Below are 25,404 nucleotides of genomic sequence, written 5' to 3'. Positions count from 1 at the left end.
GATAGATATGCGATCGCACAATCCAATATCTCGTAGGGGCAGGTTCACCAACAATAATCGCCTAAAACAGACAATCTCAAAAACCTGCCCTCCCCAGCCGAGATTTATATTCACATTTATCTCGTAGGGGCAGGTTCACCAACAATAATTGGCTAAAACAGACAATCTCATAAACCTGCCCTCCCCAGCCAAGATTCACATTTTACCAATAAATTCGCGGTACATTTATTTGGTTGGTGGGGTGGGGGCGGGTTTAGGAAATTGTTGATTTTTGTCATGAATGGTTGGCGAACCCGCCCCTACAAGAATCGTGGTTGATTTACTGGATACGATACTTAATCACCCATATTTAAATTCATTCATACCCACCTATTTATGAGTCAAAACCATCCCCCTATTCCTCGCTTAGATTTAGCTCCTAAACTGAAACGTCCTCTTTCTTTGTGGAATCCTTTAGACTACCTGCGATTATTATATTGGGTGTTTTACTTCCCTCAAGCTTTGCGGTGGTATGAGTCTACCTTTGGTGGTGAATCTAGCTTAAAAGATGCCAAAAGCTGGCGAGAAAAGTGGGAATGGTTGCGTCAAAATGCTGTCCAGCGTCAGTTAATTCTACAAGCCTTGGTGTTAATCATTGTTATCCTTATAGGCTTGAGTAGACTTTTGGGGGAAATAGGCATTTCTATCGATTGGGACGTGGCGTCCGCCGTGGGGTTGGGTGTGATGTTCGGGGTGGTGTTAGTGGGATCAGTCCTGTTGTTAGGTGTGGCGTCAGGGGTGGCATCAGCCGTGGTGTTAGTCGTGGGGCCAGTCCTGGCATCAGTCCCGACATCAGGCGTCGCGTCAGTGGTGGTGATGGGCGTGACGTTAGGTGTGGGGTTAGTCCTGGAAGTTCTGATCAGGTCAGGTTTTGGGTTTGGCGTGATGTGGGGCGTGGGGTGGGGCGTGATGTTCGGCGTGGGGCTGGGCGTGATGTGGGGCGTGGCGTCAGCCGTGGTATGGGGCATGGGGTGGGACGTGGCGTCAGCAGTGGAGTGGGGCGTACCGTCAGCCGTGGCATTGGGCGTGGGATTCGGCGTGGCGTCAGCCGTGGCGATCGCACGTCCTGAAAATTGGCTTTTCGCTGTACCGTTCACTCTACTCCAGCGTCAACACCAAAATAGACAATTTCCTCACATTACCCCACTTCCCCTTCCCTACCTGTCTTCTCAAATAGCTAATTGGCTGAGGCTGGATTGGCAAACAGGATTGCATAACACTAACGAACTACTAAAATTTACCCTTCAGTTTATCCCAGTTGTTAAAGCTATAAATCGCGTGCTAGCAGAGACCCCAAAAGAACAACTGATCTATCGAGTCGCTCAATTATCAGAAGATCCTTATGATTGGAATTTAGTGCGTTTTGCCTCAGTTTCTCTCAGTGAAGTAATGAAGTCAAAAGTAGTAGCAGGTTTTTTCATCATCGCACCTTGGAAACAGCAAATTCAAGCTCGATTTCAAACAGAAATACGTTTAAATACTCCTGCCCGTGCCTCTGCTGCTGGTTTCTGGTATCTCCATCAACAAGAACCAGACAAAGCTACAGAAGCTTTTACTGTAGTGCGAGATTTGCTTTATGGAGAGGAGATGCTTACCTTAGCGCAAATTCTCACCGCTTTTGACCAAACAGCAGAACTAGCCGAAATTGCTTCCCTGCAACTGCCACCTTCCCCAAATCCACCTCGGCTGCGCGAGACTACTTGGCAAGCAATTGCTTCTCTACGACGGGTAATTGCCGATGTTCAAGTCGTCCAGAATAGCGTATCTCGTTCTGCCCGTTCCCTTGCCCTCAACCGAGCCTTAGGTCAGCTTGGAACTCTCTTAAATCAGTCAAATATCATACCAAAAACTGAAAGAATTTTAATCCTTAAAATAGTCATAAAATGGGTAGATATATTACTGCAAGTCACAGGTAAAATCGGAGATATTTCAATTACTCAACCGGTCACTAATCCCTATGTAATTGGCGATCCAGTCCAAGGCAATCTATTTGTCGGCCGCGAAGATATCATCAGAGAGCTAGAGGAATTGTGGGTAAAGGGAAATAACCTGCAATCTGTGGCTCTCTACGGTCATCGGCGGATGGGGAAAACTTCGATTTTGTTAAATGCTACCAACTGCTTAGGAGCAAAGGTACAGGTGGCTTATGTCAATTTGCTGCGGGTGGGAGATTGCTCTGAGGGAGTCGGCGAACTACTAATATTCATCACCGATGCCATTGCCAAAACGGTCAAGATTGCACCTCCAGCCGATCGCGATTTACTCGATTTACCCTATCTCACTTTTGGACGCTACATCGAACAAGTAGTAGCAAATATCGAAGGTGGATTGATCATTGCTTTAGACGAGTTTGAAAAAATTGAAGAATTGATTAAGGCTGGGAAAATCAATCCAGATTTTATCGGCTTTTTGCGAGGAATACTGCAAATGAGTTCTAAAGTTGCCTTAGCTTTTGCCGGCTTACACACCTTGCATGAAATGACCTCAGATTATTTCAATCCTCTTTTTGCTAGCATTATCCCCATCCGAGTTGGTTTCCTGAGTCTAGGTGCAACTCGCCAAGTTTTAGCCAATCCCGATGATGACTTTATCCTAGACTATAAACCCGAAGCACTCGATCGCATTTATGAACTAACTCACGGCCAACCCTACCTCACGCAACTGGTAGGATTCCTGTTAGTACGCCACTACAACGATCGAGTATTTGAAATGGGACGCCCCCGCGATCCAATGTTTACCGTAGAAGATGTAGAAACAGTCATCAATGACCCGGAATTTTTCACCAGAGGTCGCTACTATTTTACAGGAGTTTGGGGTCAAGCAGCGGAAGGCGCACCGGGACAACAAGAGATTTTAACAGCATTAGCACCTCACTTACAAGGCATGAATTTCGACAGGCTGAGTACAGAAATAGGGATGGATGAAACAAGTTTACAGGAAGCATTAAAAACTCTGGAACGCCACGATGTTGTTAAAGAAATTAATGGTTGCTACTGTATTGCTGTGGAACTATTTCGCCGCTGGGTTCAGATGTCATTGGGAGGAAGCCACTAAAATCGGGAATGGCGATTCCCTACAGGATAGCTACGCACGCGCGTATCTTGCTGTTTTTCACACAAGGGCGATCGGACTTTGTGAAAACCCAAGCCTCAACGAATTCAAGGAATTGGCAAGTGAATAATTTGGTCTTGATATTCCCCATCAAAAGAACCTCCCGCAATCACAATCAACTCGTCCAGTGTCTCCCCAATACCCATATCGGGGTTGAAGATAAAAATACCGGGTATGTGGCGATTTTGGGCAATGTGATCCGCTAAGTGTACCGGCATTGACTTGCGGTTATTAGTCAGCAGCACAAAGTTATGTACTTCACACCAAATTAGGATTTCTGGATCTAACGTACCTTTGGGAGGAGTATCCGGTTCTCCCACAGCCCGAATTATCAAATCTGATTCCCGCCGGCGCAGTTGGTTAATATAAACTGGATTAACATTTTCATCCATGAGATATTTGAGCATTTTTCGCCTTTTTGCCTTCTCTTTCTGCCTTTAACTGCATCAGTTTCCGCACCGCAGGCGACGGGTTTCGCTGCTGTTCCTCTCGCATTCTGCGTCCCCATTCCAACCAGTCAGCGATGTAATTGCTCACAGATTCTTTGTTGTGAAGATAATACAGAATGGTCGCATAAACTTGTTCTAGACTCAGCGAAGTGTAAATATTGGCAATTTCCTCTGGGGTGCGAGCACGATAAATGTACTCGTACAGGATAGTTTCAATTCCAATCCGCGAATCTTTCAGGCGAATGTCATCAGGTGCTAGAAAGTTGAAGTATTCTTCTAGTTGCACAGTTTAATCCTTCCTTTTTAGCCGATCGTACTGCTAACTATAATTTTACTATAATTCCACTTTTAATTCTAGCGAGGTATGGCTGCGATCGCCCTTTCTGTCTTAGCCTAAACCAAATCAGATATGCGATCGCACGCACTTTTTGCACAATACTGACCCAACTGGTACAGGTGGCAAAAACTCAGCAACTCTATTTCTAGCATTTCCTAGGGGCAATCCCTCGCGATCGCCCCCGATGTTTCATCTCCAGCCCATGACTATAGTCGGAAAACCCTTTATTCTTGTCGGTGGCTGAATTTATTCCCCGCAAGCGCCCTGGCAATATTCTCAAGGCATTTGCCCAACTAGCTCGACCTCAAGTACACTTAGCTTTGGTCGGAGATGGCATAATTTTGGAGGAAATGCGAGAACTAGCATCAGAATTAGGAATTCAAAAGCAAGTACATTTTTTGGGCTTGCGACGAGATATCCCCATTTTGATTCGTGCCTCAGTAGCTACTCTGATTGCTTCCTCTCAAGAAGGGCTTCCTAATTGCGTCATGGAATCTTTCTGCATCGAAGTCCCCGTCATCGGTATAGAAATTCGAGGCACTCGTGATTTATTAGAAAATGGCAATGGTTTGCTGGTAAAGTTGGGAGATATCAACGGAATAGCACAGCAATGGCATAGATTTTAGACCATCCAGAGGAAGCTCAACATATGAGCAAGCGCGGACGAGAAAATATGGTTAATTATGACCTGCCACATATCCTCAAAGCAATACGAGGCTTTATATGCTGAAGTCAACAATCAACAATCAACAATCAACCCATGAGTAATATTGTTACAGGCGCGGCAGGTTTTATCGGCTCTAACTTAGTCGAAACTCTTTTAAACCAAGGTGAACAAGTAATCGGAGTTGATGAAGTCAACGATTACTACAATCCCGAATTAAAGAGAAAAAATCTCGCTCATTTTGAAAAACATCCAAATTTTAAACTAATTGAGGGTAATATCCTATCTTTGGATTGGAAACCGCTATTAGCAAATGCAGAAGTCATTTACCACCAAGCAGCCCAAGCAGGAGTCCGTGCTAGTTGGGGATACGGTTTCCGCAGCTATACGGAACGCAATATCAATGCAACTCAGGTACTCCTAGAAGCCGCCAAAGATGCACCGCAACTGAAAAAGTTTGTATTGGCTTCGTCTTCGTCGGTGTACGGCAATGCTGAAACTTTTCCTACTTCCGAAACTGCCTGCCCTCAACCAGTTTCTCCCTACGGGATTACCAAATTAGCTGCTGAACGTTTGGCTTCGCTTTATCATCACAATTTTGGCGTTCCCGCAACCATCCTACGCTATTTCACCGTTTACGGGCCTCGCCAGCGTCCCGATATGGCATTTCACATATTTTTTAAGTCAATTTTGCGCGGCGAAGCGATTTCAATTTACGGAGACGGACAGCAAACCCGAGATTTTACTTTTATCAGCGATTGCGTTGCCGCTAATTTAGCTGCCGCTAAAGTGCCGGAATCTGTCGGGGAAATATTTAATATTGGAGGGGGAAGTCGAGTTGCTTTGGCGGAAGTTATTCAGACGATGGAAAGCATTGTCGATCGCCCGATTCGCATCAATTACCTAGAATCGAGCAAAGGAGATGCACGAGATACTAGCGCTGACGCATCGAAAGCTCAGAAAATCTTGGGATATCAGCCACAGGTGTCTTTGAGAGAAGGATTGAGGCAAGAATGGGAATGGGTACAGTCTTTGTACGGTTAGAGTGTGCTTAACTTACTCATATAGAAATCCTAAATAATTAAGATAAATTTGTAGGGTAGTACCTTTCTTTGCCTACCCTATCTATCGGGCAACCGAACGTGGTTCGAGCCCTACAACAATTGTGCAAATGATTTAGGATTGCTATATCAAATCCAATGAGGGATGAAGCTACTGGATATGATCGCACCGAGAAACCCGGTTTCTCGGTGTGATGTTTTTTTCGTGGAGTTATACCAACTTTCATAATTGTTGCAAAATTATTAGGTTTGTAGTCAGGACTTTAGTCATTATTAAGTTTATAGTAAGGACTTTATCTTTCGTTTGCTAACTAATGTTTGTTAACTAAAAATGGCACCAAAAATTAAGATTTATAATTATATAGTCACTGTGGAGATAATGTCAACAGTATTTTTTCGGAATTATAGAAGTGTAAGTAAAATTAACTAGGTTAGCTCCAGTCTAGCTCGCAATCTGTTGCATATATTCTGACAATGCTAAGTTAATTAAAGATTTGATCCAGGTTGCGGATAAGTCTTTACATTGTTGATCGATATTTTGTTATTGTATTAACAAGTTTGATTCGATCGACTGAATTGTTGTACCACAGTCTTACCCTCTAAACAGAACGGCAGTTTCCCCCATGAGAATTTTAGTCACAGGCGGTGCGGGTTTTATCGGTTCCCATCTGATCGATCGCTTAATGGCCCAAGGACACGAGGTAGTCTGCCTGGATAACTTTTACACCGGGACTAAGCGCAATATCCTCAAATGGATGGACAACCCCTATTTTGAGCTGATCCGCCACGACATCACGGAACCGATTCGGTTAGAGGTAGATCAGATTTACCATCTGGCCTGTCCAGCTTCCCCAATACACTATCAGTACAATCCTGTCAAGACAATTAAAACAAACGTCATCGGCACGATGAATATGTTGGGATTGGCGAAACGGGTGAAGGCCAGATTTTTTCTGGCTTCCACATCAGAAGTTTACGGCGATCCAGATGTCCATCCCCAAACAGAAGACTATCGCGGTAACGTTAATTGTATAGGTATTCGCAGTTGTTACGACGAGAATACTGAAATTTTGACAGAAAACGGTTGGGTTCCTTTTCCTAACTTACAGCCGGGAGTTCGCGTAGCAACTCTCAATCCAGACAATCAGATTGAATATCACGTTCCTGACGAGCATATCGTGCAGCCTTATGTGGGTAACTTGCTCCGATTTGCCAATTCTAAATTTGATTTTTGTGTGACTCCCAATCACTGGATGTATGTCAAAAACCGCACTGGTAAATTGAACTTTCTCCAAGCCGATACAGATGTATATTGGCACCATCAAAGAGCCATCACGGGAGCAGAATTTTTAGCGGCAGAACAAGAATGGTTTGAATTAGGAGAACCGCCGCGCAATGCTAAAGTAAATGTCGAACGGGTGCGGATGGATGATTGGCTGGAATTTCTGGGTTATTACATTTCCGAAGGTTGCGTTCACGTCCGCAGGCGAGCGCGAGTCGTTAACGGTTGCGATTATGATATTGCTGATTACAACATATTAATCGCTCAAGTAAATCCAGAAGGACGGACAGCAATAGCAGAGTGTCTCCAGCGGACTCCTTTCAAGTTTTTTGACTCCGACGACCATCAATTTCGGATTTGCAGCAAACAATTAGCAGAAATTTTGCTGCCTCTGGGCAAGTCTGGTGACAAATACATACCGCGAGAATACCTAAATCTGTCTCAGCGACAGTCATTAATTTTGTTCAAAGCTTTGATATTGGGAGATGGCTCTCAAAAAGGAAATGCCTACGCTTATTACACTAAATCAAAGCAATTGGCTGATGACGTACAAGAGTTAGCAATGCGCTGCGGCTATGCAGCAACGGTAGTCAATCATGCAATCGGTCGCGATCTTTATCGCGTTAATATTCGCCCTCCAAAAGATGCAAATCTCGTAACTCCCGAACCAGTTCGTTATGCGGGAAATGTTTATTGTGTCAATGTTAAAAATCACGTAATCTGCGTCCGCCGCAACGGCAAGGCAGCGTTTTGTGGCAACTGTTATGATGAAGGGAAGCGAGTAGCTGAAACCCTATCTTTTGACTACCACCGCCAAAATGGGGTAGACATTCGAGTTGTCCGAATTTTCAATACCTACGGCCCCCGGATGTTGGAAAATGACGGCAGAGTAGTCAGCAATTTTATTGTGCAAGCTTTGCGGAATGAGCCGCTGACTGTGTACGGTGACGGTTCCCAAACCCGGAGTTTTTGCTACGTTTCCGATTTGGTGGAAGGATTTATTCGGTTGATGAATAGCGACAAAATCGGGCCGATGAATTTGGGGAATCCCGGCGAATACACTATCTTGGAGTTAGCACAGAAAATTCAAAATATGATTAATCCAGGGGCGGAAATCATCTTCAAACCGCTGCCACAAGACGATCCAAAACAGCGACAACCGGATATTACTCTTGCTAAAAATTGGTTGGGGTGGGAACCAACTGTGCCGCTGGATAAAGGTTTAGAGTTAACTGTGAAAGATTTTCGCGATCGCATCGAGGGAAACCAAAAGTAGAGAGAGGGAGAGATAGAGGGGGAGAGGAGGAGAGGGGGAGTATTTTTACTTCTTAATTCTTCATTCTTCCCTATTCCCTATTCCCTATTCCCTTTTGCTTCCTCAATCTGCCTGCCATCTGACTAATAAGAACTGTCAACTGTCAACTGTCAACTGTCAACTGTCAACTGTCAACTGTTTACTAACTTTGAGGACATTTCTATGCGTGTTTGCGTCATCGGTACAGGATACGTTGGCTTAGTCACCGGCACTTGCTTGGCCCACATCGGACATCATGTCATTTGTGTAGACAACAACGAAGAAAAAGTTAAATTAATGAAATCGGGACAGTCACCTATTTTTGAACCCGGACTGTCTGAATTAATGTCCTCTGCTTCTCAATCGGGAAATTTAGAATTTACTTCAGATTTAGCAGCAGGAGTGGCTCATGGGGAGATTTTATTCATTGCGGTGGGGACGCCTCCTTTGCCCACTGGGGAAAGCGATACTCGCTACGTGGAAGCGGTGGCGCGCGGCATTGGCGCTCACCTCGACGGCGATTACAAAGTGATCGTAAACAAATCAACTGTACCCATCGGTTCGGGAGATTGGGTGCGGAGGATTGTATTAGATGGTTTGGCTGAACGTCAAAAAGCTCAAAGCGGTGAGGGCGCTACGGGTGAGGAAGTAGCAGCAAAAATTGGTGCTGATTTTGATGTGGTTAGCAATCCAGAGTTTTTGCGCGAGGGTTGTGCTGTTTTCGATACGTTTAATCCCGATCGCATTGTTCTGGGCAGCAACTCTCAGCGGGCGATGGATCTGATGCTACAATTATACACACCAATTGTCGATCGCAAGTTTGCAGAAAATCCGTCTTTGCCTGTGGTACCTGTGGTGATGACTGACATCAGTTCCGCAGAAATGATTAAGTACGCAGCTAATGCTTTTTTGGCTACCAAGATTAGCTTTATTAATGAAGTTGCTAATATTTGCGATCGAGTCGGTGCAGATGTTACCCAAGTAGCGAAAGGTATCGGTTTAGATTCGCGAATTGGTAGTAAGTTTTTGCAGGCTGGCATTGGTTGGGGCGGTTCTTGTTTCCCCAAAGATGTCTCGGCTTTAGTTCACACTGCTGACGATTACGGATATGAAGCGCATTTGCTGAAAGCGGCGGTGGAAGTGAACGAACGCCAGCGCTCGATTGCGATTGAAAAGTTGCAGCAAGTTTTGAAGATTCTTAAAGGCAAAACAATCGGACTTTTGGGTTTGACTTTCAAGCCGGATACTGATGATTTGCGGGATGCTCCTTCCCTGAATTTAATCGAGAATTTAAACAGATTGGGAGCGAAAGTTAAAGCTTACGATCCGATTGTTTCTCAAACTGGGATGCGTCACGGTTTGTCGGGAGTTTTGGTGGAAACCGATGCGGAAAGATTGGCTGACGGTTGCGATGCTTTGGTGTTGGTGACTGACTGGGAACAGTTTCGTAATTTAGATTACGATAAAATGGGCAAATTGATGGCTCATGCGGTGATGATTGACGGCCGCAATTTCTTAGATAAGAAGGTTTTAGAAGCGGCTGGTTTCCAATATGTCGGGATTGGAAGATAAGAAAGAGTTTGGAGGATAACCTCTATCCTGTAAGGTGCGCATTGCGCACCTAGAGCGTCGGTACAGTAGAATATTTTGACAAAAAGAACAAAATATGTATTATGTAGGGGCTCTCGCATGAGGGCGACAGTAGATCGCGATCGCCAACCATTTTTTTGTCCTCATGCGAGAGCCCTGCCAAGGTCTACATCAACATACATACGTACGTATCGGCTCAATAAGTAGGGGTAGCAGTTAATCTAGTTGCCAAGACAAGCCCAAGGGATAAAGAGAAGATTTTTCGCGAATAATAGTGGACAGAGAGGGAATAATTCCAAGTTGAGAAATTCGGTCGCGCACATAACCCTTAAAAACTGATTCCCAACTGACTCCTTAGTAGCAACAAGAGACATAAAAGTATCCCATGCCCTCGTACCCTCAATCGTCTGAGTTGCATAGCTAATATTACGTCGCTGCACAGCAAGTTCGGGCAGCTAACTCAGCGGGATTATTGTGTAAAGGTAATTCAGGGTGCTCTAAAACCCTCAGCAACTCCGATACTTTTGTCGCAGTTAATTGTTTGCGTTCATCCAACAATTCATAGCCGCTTGGAGTTTCAAAAAGCCGCCGAAATTTCGACCTTAAAAGCAGTGCAGCTTCAGGACTGGGAACATCTTTATAAGCTAATAATTCCCGATAATAATCCCAAAAATCTTCGATAAATTTCCCTAAAATTACTTGATGGCAATGGAATACCGGGCTTAACTTCTTGTAATGCCTTCCCTCATGCACCCAACATAATGCTCTATCAGCAGTGATTAACTTGAATTGCGGAGCATCATCACAACAAAGAGTTTGTACGACTGGACAATCAGTTTGCTGATGATAGAAAACAATAGCTGCTGCTTCCCTAATCCTGGTAACTTGTTGAGCACCCAGTTTGGGTACATACTTATTAAGTAGGTGATTAAACTCTGACTCACCCAACACCGTTTCTTGGGGTAATAGCTTGAGAGCATTCTGCCATTTAGCCGGGATTTTGAAGTCCTCAATTAGTGAGAATATCAGTGGATTGAGCATGAATTTTAGTTCTCGTCCTGGCTGTAATCCTCTCAGGACAGTCAGTCTGTCTTTATTCGCTGTTGTGAAGTATACTGTATATAAAGGGTTGCAGATGATATTGGTGGTATGGTTTACTCCAGCTACACGTGCGCCTGTTTGGTCGAAGTGTTGCCAGGGGCTACTCGCTAGTCCTGAATCATAAACTTCTTTTTTCTCGGTTTCAAAACCGGAGTGGTTTTTGATTAGCAGGTTGGATAAATAACCTGCTGAGATGGAAATACCTAGATCGGCTAAAAACTCCAGTAGTTTACCGCATCGTCATATTACCCCCTAGCGTACAAACTGATGATTAAGGCTTTGATTCCTGGTCCAAATTCTCCTTCGTAGCCCATTGGTAATTCTGCTACATAAGTTTTTCGGAGTGAGGGTGAGTAATATTTCTGTTTACGGAACAATATGTTGTCGGTTGCCAAGCTGATATCTTGGATGATTACTTGTTCGTATCCTTTAAATTCTGCGTCTGCTGGCAGTTGGTCTGTGGGGTATTCTAGTATTTCTTCTCGATCTATTTTAATTGTGGCGTTTTTACTGCCTTTTTTGTGCTTTTTTGGTTGGCGTTTTTCGTTCTTTTTCGCTATGAGTGCTGACTTTTGAATCCTTTGGAGTTGGCTTTGATGTCTGGTTTTCCTTGTTCTCCCTTCAATCGGTTGTTTTCATCTTTCAACCGTTGATTCTCTGACTCCAAGTCTTTGACTTTTAATTGTAATTGTTCTATGAGGTTCAGTAAGAGTTCTACTGTCTGACGCATTGATTGGTCTGCAATACCTGAGGGGTCGATGGTTTGCAGTATATTGGAGGATGACTTGTCTTGTGAAATAGTCTTTGGCGTCATGTGTCCTATTTTATAACACTTTGTGCACTCTGCTTACTTTTTTTCCTCTGCTACCCCGAATTATTGAGCGGATACTGTAATATTTTTATTGTCTCAAAATTAGCAGAAACCTAAAAACCACCATTAATCAATTACTGTTTTCTTACAAAAGTCATTATAAAGCGTCTCTGTAGCTTCTAAGCATGGTGAATTTATGTCAAAATATACTCACCACTGGCGAACAGTCTTCAATAAGATGCGTTCCCCCTGGATATCCAATAGCCTGTCTTGAAGGCTCGATTATAAGTGCTTCTAGAACCGCCGCTTCAGCAGTTTTAGCAGCCCAAAATCTTATCAAACCAAAAACAGTCAAAAGATTGGGGATTGTTGGATGCGGACTAATTGCTCGTTATGTCTTGAAATTTTTGCTAAATACTGGTTGGACAATATCTGCACTAGATTTGTTTGACTTAGCTGATGAGTACAGTATGGCGATGAAAGAGTATGCTCAAGAGAGAGGAATCAAGGAAGTTCAAATCTCATCGACCAAAGAAAACCTGATTTCATCTTGTGATTTGATTAGTTTTACTACAACGGCTGATGCACCATATATTGACGATATTAGTGTCTTTTCCCACAATCCAATTATTTTGCATTTATCTTTGCGAGATTTATCATCAAAAATTATTCTTGAGTCAAACAACATTGTCGATGATGTAGATCACTGTTTAAAATCTGCAACATCTTTGCATCTTACCGAGCAAGAAGTTGGAAACCGAGATTTTGTTACAGGAACTATCGATCAACTTATTCAAGGAAAACTCACTTTAGACATACACAAGCCAACCGTATATTCGCCATTTGGTATGGGAATCCTTGATCTTGCTGTTGCTTATTATGTATATCAAAGGGCAGTCTTGGAAAAAATAACTGTTTCCATTCCAGATTTTTTTTACGAACCCACACGAATATAGATAACATATCGATTGCTATGATCGATCGACTGCTGAGAGTTGATTGACTGTTGTGGGTCGATCGCACAGGAGCGATCGGAACCTCCATAACCCATTAAATTAGAGCTGTGTGACTTTTTTGAGTTCAATATTTTCCACTCCGTTTAAGTCATTTATTAGCTAGAACTATCAAGATAGGACTAAAGTCCTCACTACAAACTTTTTGGGGGGAGTTTTTAACAATTTCCCCCCTTCCCCTTCAGCTCTAAAAATCCCTCAATTGAGCAGTTGTCACGGCAACTTCCTTAACCTGGGAACCGCGGCGCACCTTCAGTTTCAAAATTTGACCAATTTGGCTATTTTCCACCAAATTTTGCAACTGTTCGGGTTGAGTCACTTTCTCGCCCTCAATTTGAACGATCGCATCTCCTTTCCGAATCCCGGCTTTCTCAGCAGGCGTATTGGGTACAACTCGCATCACCAATACCCCTGTAACTTCGGGCACAATCAAAGGAGCATTGGGGTCAGAATTATTCTCTCTGGCCATTTCCGGAGTCAAAGCAATCATCTGAATCCCCAAAAACGGATGGCTGACTTGTTCTCCCTTGGCTAACTGGGCGTAGATGGCTTTCGCTTTGTCGATCGGAATCGCAAACCCAATACCCATTGCATCCGCCCGAATCGCCGTGTTGATGCCAATCACTTCTCCTCTGCTGTTCAACAGCGGCCCGCCGGAATTGCCGGGATTGATGGCGGCGTCTGTTTGAATGAAATCGAGGCGCTTGTCGGGAATGCCGACGGCTGCGCTCGATCGCTTCAAAGTGCTAATAATGCCTAAAGTGACGGTATTGTCAAATCCGAGGGGGTTGCCCACGGCGATCGCCCAATCACCGACTTTCACCGCATCGGAATCTCCCAGTGCTGCCACGGGCAAGTTAACACCTTTGGTATTAATTTTGACAACAGCCAAATCTGTTACTTCGTCAGTACCTTGGACTTCTCCTGGAAATGTCCGGCCGTCATTTAAGGTGACAGTTACTCGATCGGCTTTGTCAACCACGTGAGCATTGGTTAACACAATCCCGTTTTTGTCAATGATGAAGCCAGAACCTTGACCCCGCAAGTGTTCTTGTCTGGGCGTCATGCTCCGCAAATCTTCTCCCAAAAATCTGCGGAAGAAGGGGTCTTCCATTAAGGGGTCGAGGTTGCGGCTGACAGTGCGCTCGGTATCAATCCGGACAACAGCAGGCCCGACTCGATCGACTGCCGCCGTCACAAAACTGCTGGTATCTGCCGCCACAGCCACCGGGAGTTCCGGGCTCCGCAGCGCTAGCATTTGCGGATTTGGGAGAGTTGCTGGGGAACTCCAATGTACTTGCTGCACGGCTTTTTTGGGCTGTTCCTGCCAGTTGGGCGGATTTTTGCCGTCTGCGGCAGAAGCGGGTGCAGCATTGATGAAGAGAGCGCTCAGGGCGATCGTCATTCCTAAGATGAGTCCGAACCAGCGATCGGTGCGGGGTGCGGAGCCAAAAAACTTAAATAGTCGCATAGCGTCAATCTTTGTTAGTCTGGGTTATTCTGGTAAAGGCGTGCGATCGAGCGGACTCAATAATCTGCCGCTATGAAGATCCTAAATATATTTAGAGAGCTACAATACACGAGTCTGGAGCCAGCACAAACTCAACATATTCTCAATTCTAACTTGAAAATTTTCCCTAGTAATACCAGCTTCAAAAAAAGAATTCAACTGTAGTCCAGCGCTCTAAACCATTACGGAATAACTCATTCCCCAATCTCAAATCTCAAATCTCAAATCTCAAATGGCACAACCCTGATGATTATATCTGACACTTCTACTGACAAATCCGTACCCTCAAATTCCCACCACCACCATCACGACAATCAATCAGTCCACCCTCACCATCACGATGAAGAATCGATGCGACGGCTGGTTAATCGCTTATCTCGGATTGAGGGACACGTCCGGGGCATCAAAACCATGGTACAAGAAAACCGTCCCTGTCCCGAAGTTCTCGTGCAAGTTGCAGCAGTTCGAGGCGCGCTCGATCGCGTAGCAAGAATCATTCTTGACGAACATTTAACTCAGTGCATTGCCAGAGCCGCGAAAGAAGGCAATATCGATACCGAAATAGAAGAGTTGAAAGCTGCTTTGGATCGGTTTTTGCCTTAGTCGCTGCCATTTTTTTACATATACCAGCCCCGCCAGATGGTTAGGAAGTTCTGGCGTGCGCTTTCTTCATCCGATTAATTGCAAATAAAAGTCTCTCGCGACGATCGCTAAAGGCTGCCTTCTTCCTTCTTTTTCTCCTGAGGTAAGCCGTTATTGATGACTGATGACTGATGGTTGGGAAGTTCTGGCGCGCGATCGCTTTACTCATGCGATCAACTGCAAAGAAAAGTCTCTCGCGACGATAACTAAAGGCTGGCTTCTTCCTTCTTTTTATCCTGAAGCAAGCCGTTATTGATGACTGATGACTGATGACTGATGACTAATGACTTCTTCATTCTTCTATAACAAAACCTGCAAATTAGACACAACTTGCAAGTTATGAATTCGGGCGCATTGCTTAAGCATCTTTCACCAACCAGGGAAAACCATCAAATATTTTCCCCCTCAACCCAATCGGCACAACAGATAATTTATACGATCGGCAGTTGGTGAGAGCGATCTTAGTTCAAAAAGAAGTAGTGAGTTTTTAGTGACAACCAAAGTCATCAACAGCTTTAAACTCTGAGTATCAACAATTGGACGGTGATTAACCAGACTTGGGATGAACTGTCTATCTAAACTTTCGTCAACTTGCCTTTGAGCTGGTATCTGACTGTTGCGTAAACGGCCTTATAGGAAGCGTCTATGCTGTATTCCTGCTGCAACCACTCTTGAATTTCTCCATAGCTTTTAAAGCCTTTTTGGGGATCGCTGAGGCGCATTGCCAAACTAGCGCGGGCCAGAGGAGGAATCGCCGGCTTCCTGCCACCGCTGTGCTTGGTTTCCAGGAGTCCTTCAAGTCCATCAGATCTGTACTTTCTCAGCCACCGCTGCACAGTAATGCGGTTTACGCCGATCGTCATTGCCAATTCTTTAACTGTCTTAACGTGACAAATTTTGAACAGGTAAAGTGCTTGAATTTTTTGAAAGCCGCTTGCCGTTTTTTGTTCGGTTAACAGGCTTTTTAGTTCTTCTGTGGTCTCTGTGATGCTAAGTTTACATACTCCAGCCATATCAATTACCTCACGAGGATTCGCACTATACAATTGTTTTTTTTGACTGGGGATAAAAATCTTCTCCCCTCCTAAATGCTCGCCTTTTGCTTGCCAAGAAAGGAATAGACAAGCTATCTCAATTAAACTTTTTCATGCCTGGACTTACTCAGATGCTCAGAAGCTTGTTTTTTTTTACCTGGAGCAAGGGCTGGAACGCGTCTTTTGGTGAAAGACCCGGTTTATGAGTCAGTTTGGTATTGGATGGCACAAGCATCATTGCTAATACTGATATCAGTTAACTGATCGACCGCAACATTAGCTGCAATAGTTGACTTTTAAGGAATACCATTTATTCTCTTTTTGTTAAACATATATCATGGTTTTTCTGGTGTTTTTTGGTAATTTTTGCGAATGTCTTGGCGATTTATAGCTAGCATATAACCTTGGTCTGTACGCTAGCTAGAAGCACATTTAGACACAGATTATCCTGCTCCCAGAAGTGTATTTCTGGCTTTCCCTTTGTGAGAAATCCTGAGACATTAGCACTCTGATGGGCCGAAGCGGATCGCGCCGAGTGACGGTGCAACCAACTTTCACGGCACGCGGGCAGGCCTCTGTGAAATTACTTGCTCGATCGCCAGTTGAGTAAAACACGTCTACCGTGGGATTGTCAAATTTTCAACATCACAGTACCACTATCGGCTATTTTCGCCTGCCTGTCGTGATCGAAAACGTTGCTTCTATGTGATACTACTAACATTAATTAGTGATCGTTATCACACAAATACTCAGTAACCTCAACTAGCCATAAAAAGTTATGGCCTCGATCGCACTTTCCAGCGAGAATTCTTTGATTTAGTTAGGAAGTACGATAACATTGACATTTTTGTTAAACATTTTTACCCAGGTGAACAAGCATCCTGTTTTGTCCTTCAACCTCCCCAAACGGTCTAGGGCAGTCTTGTACTGGGCGTGAATCTTTTAGCATCTCAAGTCTAAAATGGCAGAAGATCCGGTGCAAGCAGCTTGCGGAGAGTATTGTTCATTTAAAAGGTGTAGAGAAGCCAAAATGAACGTTGACGAATTGCTCAAGCTATACGGAATAGGAGAAAGAAATTTTAGTGGGGTCTACCTGCACGAAGTCTACCTCTACGAAGCAGAATTGATTGGAGTCAATCTGTCTGAAGCCGACTTGATTGGCTCCAATCTCAGCAAAGCCAAACTCAGCAGAGTCAACTTTGGCAAAGCCAATTTGTGCCAGATCAATTTGAGCAGAGCCGACTTAGCTGGAGCCGACTTCACCGAAGCACTTTTAGCTGAAGCTAACCTGTATCGAGCTGAGTTGATGGGAGCAAATCTTAGCAAAGCAGACTTAAGTGGAGCTTCCCTGATCCAAGCAAGTTTAATCGGAGCCAACATATCTCGGGCAACACTCTCTCGTACAGACTTGCACGGAGTAAACCTTTACGGAGTAAACTTGCGAAGGGCCGTTCTCACAGAAGCAGATTTAATTGGAGCCAACTTAACTAAAGTAGACCTCAGCGGAGCCGACTTAATGGGAGCGAGCCTAATTAGGGCAGATTTGACTGAAGCAATTTTAAGTGCCTCAGACTTAAGCGGGGCAAACCTGTTGGGAGCAAACCTGACAAAAGTTAACCTGAGCGGAGTATATCTTAAGGGTGCGACGATGCCTGACGGTACGATTCACGATTGATTAATTTACGTCTTAAATGTTATGGTTGGCGAGAACCAATACTAAGGGTAACATTTTTTTTGTTACCCTAATTTATTGATAGCAAAACGTTTATTTGAAACTCTGGTGAGACCTTCAACAGTTGACAGTTGACAGTTGACAGTTGACAGTTGACAGTTGACAGTTGACAGTTGACAGTTTGAGAGCGACCTCTACCTAGAAGGAAGAGGATTGGAGTAATGAATAGTCTGATTTTCATTTCTCCCTCAAAGGGTTGGGGCTTTCAACCAATTCTTTCTGGTGAATTTCAATGTATCAGTCCTGGACGGATTAAGGGCAAAGAAACCGGGTTTTTCACCTAATCTGTGGACTACAACGAAAGATTTTCCTAAAAAACCCGGTTTCTGACCACTCGTGCGTCAGCCCTATGTATGATGTCTGGGATAGATAGCTGAGAATCTGGCAATATTTAGCAATGTCTGCGATCTAGATTTTCAATTGCTGCGATAAAAGCTATTTTAGATTTATTAATTGGGATTTTGGATGCTTAAGATGAAACTCAGAATCATGGCTGCTGCAACGCTGCTGAGCGCGATCGCCCCTCTAGCCCCTGCACAGGCCGAGAACATTCAACACACGCAACAATTACTAGCCACCCGACAGTGTCCAAACTGCGACCTCAGCAGCGCTGGTCTGGTTTTAGCCAACTTAACAGGAGCAAATCTCAAAGGCGCTGACTTGAGATTGGCTAACCTCAGCCGAGCCAACCTCACTGGGGCAGATCTCAGCGGGGCAAACCTCAGCGGCACCAGTTTGTTTGGCGTCAACCTGACGGGAGCAAACCTGACGGGGGCAAACCTCAGCGGTGCTGACTTGAGAAGCGCCTATCTCAGCAACGCCAATTTAACTGACGCCAATTTAACTAACGCCCAACTGCTGGGTGCTAGAGGAATGCCAACTAATATTGGTACCGCAGAAGACTTCTACCGATTGGGAGTGCTGGAAGCTCAAGCGGGAAACTACAGAAACGCCATTGACTATTACAATCAAGCCCTGAATCTGAAATCGGATATAGCTGCGGTTTATTTTGCGCGCAGTATGTCTCGCGCTGACTTGGGAGACTTCGCCGGCGCGGCTCAAGATGTTGCAAGAGCAAACCAACTCTTTACCACTCAAGGAAATCCCCAAGGTCAGGAATTGTCAAAGCAGCTAGCAGAAGCAATTGTGGCCCGCCAAAAGCCAACGGAGCCGCGCACTGGGGGCGGCAGCTTTATGAGTATTCTGGAGTCGCTCACTTCTCTTCTGCTGAATTTTCTATAGTTGTTAGTAAGTTAACTGTTAACTGTTAACTTACTAATTCAGAGGAATCTCGATCCAGAACTCTGTACCCTGACCGGGTACAGAAACACACTTGAGTACCCCTTGGTGTTTCTCAACTACAATTTGATAACTGATAGACAGTCCTAAACCCGTCCCCCGACCGACGGGTTTAGTAGTAAAAAAGGGATTAAAAATGTGAGAAATTAACTCTTTGGGGATGCCGTGACCGTTGTCTGCAATGCAAATTCCTACTGTTTTTTCATCAATTAATTCGGTGCGAATCCGAATGCAAGGGGATGGTGAATCAGGTATCAAACACTCGGTATTGACCTTTATATCTACTGTCCCGACATCCAGTTGTTGCGAACTCAAATATGTCACGGCTGTACTTGCCCCTAGGGAGTTAACATTCACAACTCGATCTATTTGTCCCATTTCTATGGCGTCAATGGCATTGCCGATCAGATTCATAAATACCTGATTGAGCGAGCTGGCATAGCATTCAATTAAGGGCAAATTGCCGTATTCTTTAATGATTTCTACGGTGGCGCGATCCGACTGGGCTTTGATCCGGTGCTGCAAAATCAACAGGGTACTGTCGATGCCCTCGTGAATGTCAACGCCTTTCTTTTGAGCTTGATCGAGCCGGGAAAAATTGCGTAAAGATACAACTAACTGGCGGATGCGCTCAACTCCTACTTTCATAGAACCCAAAATTTTTGGCAAATCTGTGGCAAGAAATTCGATGTCGATTGCTTCGGCACACTCGCTAATTTCTGGGTTGGGATTGGGATAGTGCTGGCGGTAGAGATCCACCAAGCAGAGCAAATCTTTGCTGTATTCGCTGGCGTGGGAGAGATTGCCGTAGATAAAGTTAACGGGGTTATTGATTTCGTGGGCGACGCCGGCCACCAGTTGTCCGAGACTGGACATTTTCTCGGTTTGAATCAGTTGGGCTTGGGTATTGTTCAGTTCAGTGACGGTTTTAGCTAGTTGTTCGGCTTTTGTTCGATCGGCTGCTGCTGCATTCAGACTTTCTTGATAAAGTTCTGCTTGATGAATGGCGATCGCAGCTTGAGAGGCCAAATTTTGCAGTAACTCTTGTTCTGCGGTTGGCCAAACCCTCGGCCCAGAACACTCGTGGGCAATCAGCAACCCCCAACATTCGGCATCTTTGCCGATCATCGGCACAATTAAACTTGCCCTCACCTGCAAGTTTTCCAAAAATTCGCGGTGACAGGGCGTTAAATCCTCAGTATAAATATCATTAATTGCTCGCATCCGTCCCGATCGATAAAAGCAGTCTGAGTCTTCGGGAAAGCATTCATGTGGAGATTTGATACCTAAAATTGACTGCCAGTGGCCGCGAACAGCTTCAACAACTACCTCGCCGTGTTCGCAGGCACCAAATTGGAAAATTACCGTGCGATCGGTATTTAACAAAACTCTCACTTCCCGCACAATAGTTTGCAGTATGGTCTTTAAATCCAAGGTGCTGCGAATTTGGTCTCTGACTCGCGTCAATACTTGGGCAAACTCTAAGGATTTTTGCAATTGGGCGGTACGCTCTTGAACTTGGCGCTCTAAGTTGGCATTCAGGGCTTGCACTTCTTTATGAAGAAGGTACTGCCCAATTGCCGAACAAAATTGGCTGCCGATCGTTAAAGCTTGCTCGATCTCCTCCCATTTCCACTCGGGCGACTGACCTTTTTTGATTTCTCGCCAGACTTCAAAGGATTGTCTGGGAAGGATTTGTGCAACACTGCTGTCAAAGCGCCCCGCCCACATTTTTTCGGTATCAATTTCATTGCGAAAAACGGTCAAACAGCCAACTACTTGTTGTTGGTAGTGGAGGGGAATTACCAGCAAACCCCGAATTTGAGTTCCTTGGAAAGCTGGAACTAACACTCTAAATAGAGATTCTTTGTATAAGTCTGTAATTATCCAAGCCCAGAATTGGGAATTGGGAATTGGGAATTTGGGAAAATCGGGGGTATTTTTCAATCCTGTGGTTAGCCATTGTTGCCAGAGGGGATGAGCTTCGATCGCGCTGACTGTTTCCCAATGGGGAAGTGTCGGTTGAGTCCCTGTGACGAACAGTTCAAAGGTAGCATCGATCGCAGTAGGGGCAATGGGAAATCTTCGATCGATCTGGGGAACCGGTAACTGTTCGCTGTTGATTTTCCGGGGGTTGAGATAGAGTCGGCCGCCACTCCCCCCCAAAGCAGTGACAGTGGCTTCTAAAGCCTGTTGTAGTTGAATGTCGATCTGACCGTACAACAGGGCTGCGACGCGACTGACGGTGGCTTCCCGAGATGCTTGAGAGCGGGTTTTTTGGAGCAGGAGCGAGTGGCCGATGGCGATCGACAATTGATCTGCTACGAGCTGAACTACTTCTAAATCTGTGGATGAAATATTGCGGGGGGAGGAGTGGTGAGCCACTAACAGTCCCCACAGTTCGATGTGAGTTTGGCGATCGCTTCCAGGCTCGCATCTACTTACGCAGGCGGGGGCCTCGCAGATCTCTGTTTTGTTCTGTTGCGACACACTCCTGTGGTGCAAAATTGGCACGACTAAGGAAGATTGGACTCCCATTGCCATCAAGTAAGCTTTGTGGCAAGGATCGAGCGAGCGATAGTGGATTTCTTCATTTACTAAAGGTTGACCGGTATCCGCAGCATCAACGGGACTGAGGGCGATCGTCTCGGAGTTAACATCTACTATTGTCCGCTGGCGCATACGGACATACATCTCCCGCGCGCTGGGAGGAATGTCGTCTACTGGAAAATGGAGACCTTTCAAGGAAGGGAGATATATATTATTAATTGATTCGGCAACAACTTCTCCGCAGCCGTCGGCACTAAACCTGTAGATCATAATGCGATCTGTTTTCAGAAAAGACCGCACTTCTGCTACTGTACTGGTTAAAATATCTTCTAATTCTAGAGATTGGCGGATGCGTTCTGTGATTCGCCTTACCAAAACTTCTTTGTCTAGTTTATGATGTAATTCTTGCGTATTTTCTGTGATTTGCATAAATCTCCTTTGGCAATTATGGAATGATAATAAGAAGTTTTGATCTACATTCGCGATCGAACTCAACTTTACGAGCCTGAGTTTTTGACTAAACCGAGCTTTACTATTAATCCGTGGCGTACTGCTTAGTGACGACCGTGTATCCCCTGTGGCACCCTGAAGAACAAAAATCGGCGATCGCCTGTGGTGTATTCCTTGCCTTCTACAGACAGGGCGACTTAACCAAATGATAATTATTATTTTAATCCTCTTATCAATTTCTTGCAATCTTGAATTCTCAGTCTCAGAATTATTTATTTTTAGGATAAGTTGACATTAGTTTGTATAACTTCATATAATGATAGATTAATGTGAGTTTTGATCTGGCCCCGGGCGCTGACTAATTTCGCTTCGCACGCTCATCAGAATTTTACCCAAATGATTTTGGCCCGTTCCCTCGCAGCCGCACCCCCAGTAGTAATCTGTTGGCGAATCCTCCACAATCACTCGATCCCCTGTGGCGAGGAGAATAGCTTGAATGTCTGAATGAGTGAGAAACTTAGTTAAAACTGCCTCGCGCATAATGGGAATTTTTACCGCTTCCCAATCAGGGCGCATTTGGTGGTTTGGATCGCGGCCTAATTTGGCGGCTTCCTGAGGAGTTGGTACGGATTGAATTGCGGCCACTAATCTTTCATCAGCGCTACCGACAAATTTTTGGGCTTGATAGTAATGTTCCACAGTCAACCAATCTTGACCGTACAAGCAAATGTCGTGTAGTGAAAAATTGGAAAAGCAGCCGTAAGGATCCTCTACTTTATAAAAATAAATTATCATAATGATATTAGATATTAGATATTAAATTTTACATTTTCAATTTTACAGTATTGACGAAGGGAGCATCTAATTTTGATAAAAAGCATTTTTTATACCATTTATCGAAGAGTGTGCAACACTCTTCGACCCCCCCTAGCCCCCCCATGAATCAGGGGGGGAACAATAATACTGTTATTTCGTTGAAAATTGGTATTATTTGAGTGTTGTCCCGCTCGCACTCAAATAAAAAGCTGAGATACTCGCTTGACGAATTGCACTTGTGCATTTAAATTGTATATTTCGATCGTCATCAAAAATCGTTAATTCGTTTCTTTATATCGCCTTCTATGCCTCTCAATCGCCAGAGAAATCGATCTGGCGCAGCAGCTTCTCTGATGATGTGCGGTGCGCGCCCTAGGAGTACAAGTCAAAGAACTCAGTTGTTATTGTCTGACGCGGTTGCAAGTGGGGATTTCATGAAAAAATTATGATTCCGATGCTGAGGCAACGGAAACGATGTAATTTCTATTGTAATTAACGATCGAGAATTGGGAATGAGGAATCGATCGCCAGAAATTGGGATTTAAGAATACATATAGCCTTTCGATCCCCCATATGAGGTACTCATGGGCATAGGGCTCCGTGGGCATAGGGCTCCGTGGGCATAGGGCTCCGTGGGCATAGGCCAAACCGGGCATAGGGCATACCTCACTTTTTTGAGAAAGGCTATACTTTATTTTCCTTTTTCCGGCTAAGATTGCTGCACTTTCCCCATGCCCAATTTCTCAGACTCTAAACTGTCGTGATGTCTTTCTCTTTCGATGCCAGAACATCTTCTATTTTGGCAATGTACTCATCTTTAGAGATATCGCTGCTTTTTTCTTGCTTGCGAATCGAGTCAACGGCATCGCGACGGATATTGCGAATTGCGACTTTACCTTCTTCGGCAAACTTCGAGGCCATTTTGACGAATTCTTGGCGTCTTTCGCTTGTAAGCGGTGGAATGTTCAAGCGAATAACTGAACCGTCGTTGTTAGGTACGAGGCCTACATCGGACAGGGAAATTGCTTTTTCGATTGAGGTAAGCGCTGTGCGATCGAACGGTTGAATGTTGATCGTTGTCGCATCCGGGGTTCCGATATTGGCAAGGGATTTGATCGGAGTTGGAGCTCCGTAATAATCTACCATGACTCGATCGAGGAGGGAGGCGTTGGCCCGTCCCGTCCTGATAGTATTAAAAGACCGTTGAGTAGCCTCAACTGCCTTTTGCATATGATCTTCTGCTTCAGCTAACTTCACAAAATCCTCCGACAAGAGTTCCAATAGATTCTCCCATTACGGCTCGGTAGATGTTGCCCGATACCGAGAGGTCAAATACCATAATAGGAATATTATTTTCTTTGCACAGGGCGATCGCGGTACTGTCCATCACCCGCAAGTCTTGGTTCAAGACGTGGGCGTAGGTGAGGGTTTGATACCTGCGTGCGTCTGGGTTGACGTGGGGGTCAGAATCGTACACCCCATCTACCTTCGTCGCTTTAAAAATCACCTCTGCATCAATTTCAGCCGCCCGCAAAGCGGCTGTAGTATCAGTAGTAAAGAAAGGATTACCAGAACCGGCACCAAAAATCACTACCCGTTTTTTTTCCAAGTGACGAATGGCGCGCCGCCGAATGTAGGGTTCAGCTACTTCTTGCATGGCGATCGCCGATTGTACCCTTGTTGGCACTCCTGCTTGTTCCAGTGCATCCTGCAAAGTGATAGCATTCATTACCGTAGCAATCATGCCCACGTAGTCGGCTGTTGCCCGATCCATCCCTGCGGAAGCAGCTTTCACGCCACGAAAAATATTGCCGCCGCCGACAACGATCGCGATTTGAATCCCTTCGGAAACGACTTTCGCCACTTCCTGGGCGATCGACCCAACGACTACCGGATCGATACCGTAGCCCAAGCTACCCATCAGCGCTTCACCGCTGAGCTTCAGCAAAACCCGCTGATAAACCATCCCCATGCCGCCACTATTTTTTACTCTTTTGTCTCCACCATAAGATAGCAGCACGGGTGCATTTTGAACATCAATTGGCTGGAACAGGCTTTTGAGCTTGTTCCAGCACACCTGGGTGAGAACTCTCGACTAAATTTATTCCTTGGGATCGAAATCAAGAGCAGCAGAATTCATGCAGTAACGCTGACCGGTTGGCTTAGGCCCATCGTTGAATACGTGGCCGAGATGAGCGTCACAAACAGCACACAGTACCTCAGTACGGCGCATGAACAAGGCATTATCCGCCTCATTCCTGACATTTTCTTCTTTAATGGGAGCGTAGAAACTCGGCCAACCGGTACCGGAATCGTATTTTGTTTCTGATTCAAATAGCTCAGTGCCGCAGCAAATACACTTATAAATTCCCGGCTTTTTGTTGTCGTGATATTCGCCGCTAAAAGCTCTTTCTGTTCCCTTTTTTCTGGTGACTTTGAACTGTTCTGGCGTTAGTTGCTGTTGCCATTCGGCATCGGTTTTCTTAACTTTGTCTGTCATGGTTTAATGTTGTTGACTGTTGACTGTTGACTGTTGACTGTTGACTGTTGACTGTTGACTGTATATATAGCAACGACTAAGGTAGTTAGGACGTTATTAATTGCTAAAACCATTGATTT

Annotated in this window: 20 protein-coding genes and 4 pseudogenes; 12 read left to right on the top strand and 12 right to left on the bottom strand. The window is 44.9% G+C overall.

The features are described from left to right. Window positions 1–375: 375 nt before the first annotated feature. Window positions 376–3,093, top strand: coding sequence for an ATP-binding protein (locus tag JGK07_RS16725; RefSeq protein ID WP_293225182.1), 2,718 nt, complete (start codon window positions 376–378; stop codon window positions 3,091–3,093). 104 nt (window positions 3,094–3,197) lie between these two features. Here the strand turns inward: JGK07_RS16725 and JGK07_RS16720 are convergent, their stop codons facing one another. Together JGK07_RS16720 and JGK07_RS16715 are read right to left on the bottom strand one after the other, a co-directional pair. Next, on the bottom strand, window positions 3,198–3,557 hold the full coding sequence (locus JGK07_RS16720) for a DUF5615 family PIN-like protein (protein WP_293177050.1): 360 nt from the start codon (window positions 3,555–3,557) through the stop codon (window positions 3,198–3,200). Further along, window positions 3,535–3,885: a DUF433 domain-containing protein gene (locus JGK07_RS16715; RefSeq protein WP_293177052.1), complete on the bottom strand. Its 351-nt coding sequence runs from the start codon at window positions 3,883–3,885 to the stop codon at window positions 3,535–3,537. The genes JGK07_RS16720 and JGK07_RS16715 overlap by 23 nt, the downstream gene beginning before the upstream one ends. 278 nt (window positions 3,886–4,163) lie before the next feature. Here JGK07_RS16715 and JGK07_RS16710 point away from each other — a divergent pair. The 6 genes and pseudogenes from JGK07_RS16710 to JGK07_RS16685 all read left to right on the top strand — a co-directional run. Continuing rightward, window positions 4,164–4,562 (top strand): annotated as a pseudogene (locus tag JGK07_RS16710) (glycosyltransferase); the annotation flags it as partial. Window positions 4,563–4,696: 134 nt separating this feature from the next. Then, window positions 4,697–5,644, top strand: coding sequence for an NAD-dependent epimerase/dehydratase family protein (locus JGK07_RS16705; protein ID WP_293177054.1), 948 nt, complete (start codon window positions 4,697–4,699; stop codon window positions 5,642–5,644). Between the two features lie 640 nt (window positions 5,645–6,284). Next, window positions 6,285–6,719, top strand: a pseudogene (locus JGK07_RS16700) (GDP-mannose 4,6-dehydratase); the annotation flags it as partial. Window positions 6,720–6,914: 195 nt separating this feature from the next. Then, window positions 6,915–7,565, top strand: a pseudogene (locus JGK07_RS16695) (LAGLIDADG family homing endonuclease); the annotation flags it as partial. A 135-nt stretch (window positions 7,566–7,700) separates the two neighbouring features. Then, a pseudogene (locus JGK07_RS16690) lies at window positions 7,701–8,219 on the top strand (NAD-dependent epimerase/dehydratase family protein); the annotation flags it as partial. 201 nt (window positions 8,220–8,420) lie between these two features. Beyond that, the gene (locus JGK07_RS16685; protein ID WP_293177056.1) at window positions 8,421–9,809 is read left to right on the top strand and encodes a UDP-glucose/GDP-mannose dehydrogenase family protein; all 1,389 of its coding nucleotides are present in this window, start codon (window positions 8,421–8,423) and stop codon (window positions 9,807–9,809) included. 444 nt (window positions 9,810–10,253) lie between these two features. Here the strand turns inward: JGK07_RS16685 and JGK07_RS16680 are convergent, their stop codons facing one another. Beyond that, entirely contained in the window at window positions 10,254–10,868 is a 615-nt protein-coding gene (locus JGK07_RS16680; protein ID WP_293177058.1) for a hypothetical protein, read from the bottom strand. A 616-nt stretch (window positions 10,869–11,484) separates the two neighbouring features. Beyond that, window positions 11,485–11,742, bottom strand: coding sequence for a hypothetical protein (locus tag JGK07_RS16675; RefSeq protein WP_293191573.1), 258 nt, complete (start codon window positions 11,740–11,742; stop codon window positions 11,485–11,487). Between the two features lie 182 nt (window positions 11,743–11,924). Between JGK07_RS16675 and JGK07_RS16670 the strand changes: the two genes are divergently transcribed. Then, window positions 11,925–12,695, top strand: a complete 771-nt coding sequence (locus JGK07_RS16670; RefSeq protein WP_293225180.1) for a hypothetical protein — start codon at window positions 11,925–11,927, stop codon at window positions 12,693–12,695. Between the two features lie 244 nt (window positions 12,696–12,939). Here JGK07_RS16670 and JGK07_RS16665 read toward each other — a convergent pair whose 3' ends face one another. Further along, window positions 12,940–14,223: an HhoA/HhoB/HtrA family serine endopeptidase gene (locus tag JGK07_RS16665; RefSeq protein ID WP_293175489.1), complete on the bottom strand. Its 1,284-nt coding sequence runs from the start codon at window positions 14,221–14,223 to the stop codon at window positions 12,940–12,942. Window positions 14,224–14,508: 285 nt separating this feature from the next. Between JGK07_RS16665 and JGK07_RS16660 the strand changes: the two genes are divergently transcribed. After that, window positions 14,509–14,865 carry a metal-sensitive transcriptional regulator gene (locus tag JGK07_RS16660; RefSeq protein ID WP_293175491.1) on the top strand — a complete coding sequence of 119 codons (357 nt, stop codon included), beginning with the start codon at window positions 14,509–14,511 and terminating at the stop codon, window positions 14,863–14,865. Window positions 14,866–14,905: 40 nt separating this feature from the next. Here the strand turns inward: JGK07_RS16660 and JGK07_RS16655 are convergent, their stop codons facing one another. Both JGK07_RS16655 and JGK07_RS16650 read right to left on the bottom strand, forming a co-directional pair. Then, window positions 14,906–15,073: a hypothetical protein gene (locus JGK07_RS16655; RefSeq protein ID WP_293175493.1), complete on the bottom strand. Its 168-nt coding sequence runs from the start codon at window positions 15,071–15,073 to the stop codon at window positions 14,906–14,908. A 406-nt stretch (window positions 15,074–15,479) separates the two neighbouring features. Then, window positions 15,480–15,917, bottom strand: coding sequence for a helix-turn-helix domain-containing protein (locus JGK07_RS16650; RefSeq protein WP_293158055.1), 438 nt, complete (start codon window positions 15,915–15,917; stop codon window positions 15,480–15,482). A 1,051-nt stretch (window positions 15,918–16,968) separates the two neighbouring features. On the opposite strand from JGK07_RS16650, the gene JGK07_RS16645 reads away from it, so the two are divergent. The 3 genes from JGK07_RS16645 to JGK07_RS16635 all read left to right on the top strand — a co-directional run bounded on the left by JGK07_RS16645 (window position 16,969) and on the right by JGK07_RS16635 (window position 18,912). After that, window positions 16,969–17,613 (top strand): pentapeptide repeat-containing protein, encoded by a 645-nt coding sequence (locus tag JGK07_RS16645; protein WP_293175497.1) that lies wholly within the window; start codon window positions 16,969–16,971, stop codon window positions 17,611–17,613. 218 nt (window positions 17,614–17,831) lie between these two features. Beyond that, window positions 17,832–17,954 (top strand): hypothetical protein, encoded by a 123-nt coding sequence (locus JGK07_RS16640; RefSeq protein WP_293175499.1) that lies wholly within the window; start codon window positions 17,832–17,834, stop codon window positions 17,952–17,954. A 190-nt stretch (window positions 17,955–18,144) separates the two neighbouring features. Further along, entirely contained in the window at window positions 18,145–18,912 is a 768-nt protein-coding gene (locus JGK07_RS16635; RefSeq protein ID WP_293175501.1) for a pentapeptide repeat-containing protein, read from the top strand. A 33-nt stretch (window positions 18,913–18,945) separates the two neighbouring features. Here JGK07_RS16635 and JGK07_RS16630 read toward each other — a convergent pair whose 3' ends face one another. The 5 genes from JGK07_RS16630 to msrB all read right to left on the bottom strand — a co-directional run bounded on the left by JGK07_RS16630 (window position 18,946) and on the right by msrB (window position 25,285). After that, the gene (locus JGK07_RS16630) at window positions 18,946–21,948 is read right to left on the bottom strand and encodes a GAF domain-containing protein (protein ID WP_293207529.1); all 3,003 of its coding nucleotides are present in this window, start codon (window positions 21,946–21,948) and stop codon (window positions 18,946–18,948) included. Window positions 21,949–22,293: 345 nt separating this feature from the next. Beyond that, entirely contained in the window at window positions 22,294–22,764 is a 471-nt protein-coding gene (locus tag JGK07_RS16625; protein WP_293175505.1) for an NADAR family protein, read from the bottom strand. A 771-nt stretch (window positions 22,765–23,535) separates the two neighbouring features. Then, the gene (gene frr, locus JGK07_RS16620; protein WP_293290962.1) at window positions 23,536–24,042 is read right to left on the bottom strand and encodes a ribosome recycling factor; all 507 of its coding nucleotides are present in this window, start codon (window positions 24,040–24,042) and stop codon (window positions 23,536–23,538) included. Continuing rightward, the gene (gene pyrH, locus JGK07_RS16615; protein WP_293156721.1) at window positions 24,029–24,757 is read right to left on the bottom strand and encodes a UMP kinase; all 729 of its coding nucleotides are present in this window, start codon (window positions 24,755–24,757) and stop codon (window positions 24,029–24,031) included. Before pyrH ends, frr begins: the two co-directional genes overlap by 14 nt. Before the next feature lie 129 nt (window positions 24,758–24,886). After that, window positions 24,887–25,285 carry a peptide-methionine (R)-S-oxide reductase MsrB gene (gene msrB / locus JGK07_RS16610; RefSeq protein ID WP_293175510.1) on the bottom strand — a complete coding sequence of 133 codons (399 nt, stop codon included), beginning with the start codon at window positions 25,283–25,285 and terminating at the stop codon, window positions 24,887–24,889. Between the last annotated feature and the right edge of the window lie 119 nt (window positions 25,286–25,404).

It is taken from the genome of Microcoleus sp. PH2017_24_DOB_U_A (assembly GCF_020738205.1).
Lineage (GTDB): Bacteria > Cyanobacteriota > Cyanobacteriia > Cyanobacteriales > Microcoleaceae > Microcoleus.
This window is presented reverse-complemented; position numbering and strand designations above follow the sequence as displayed.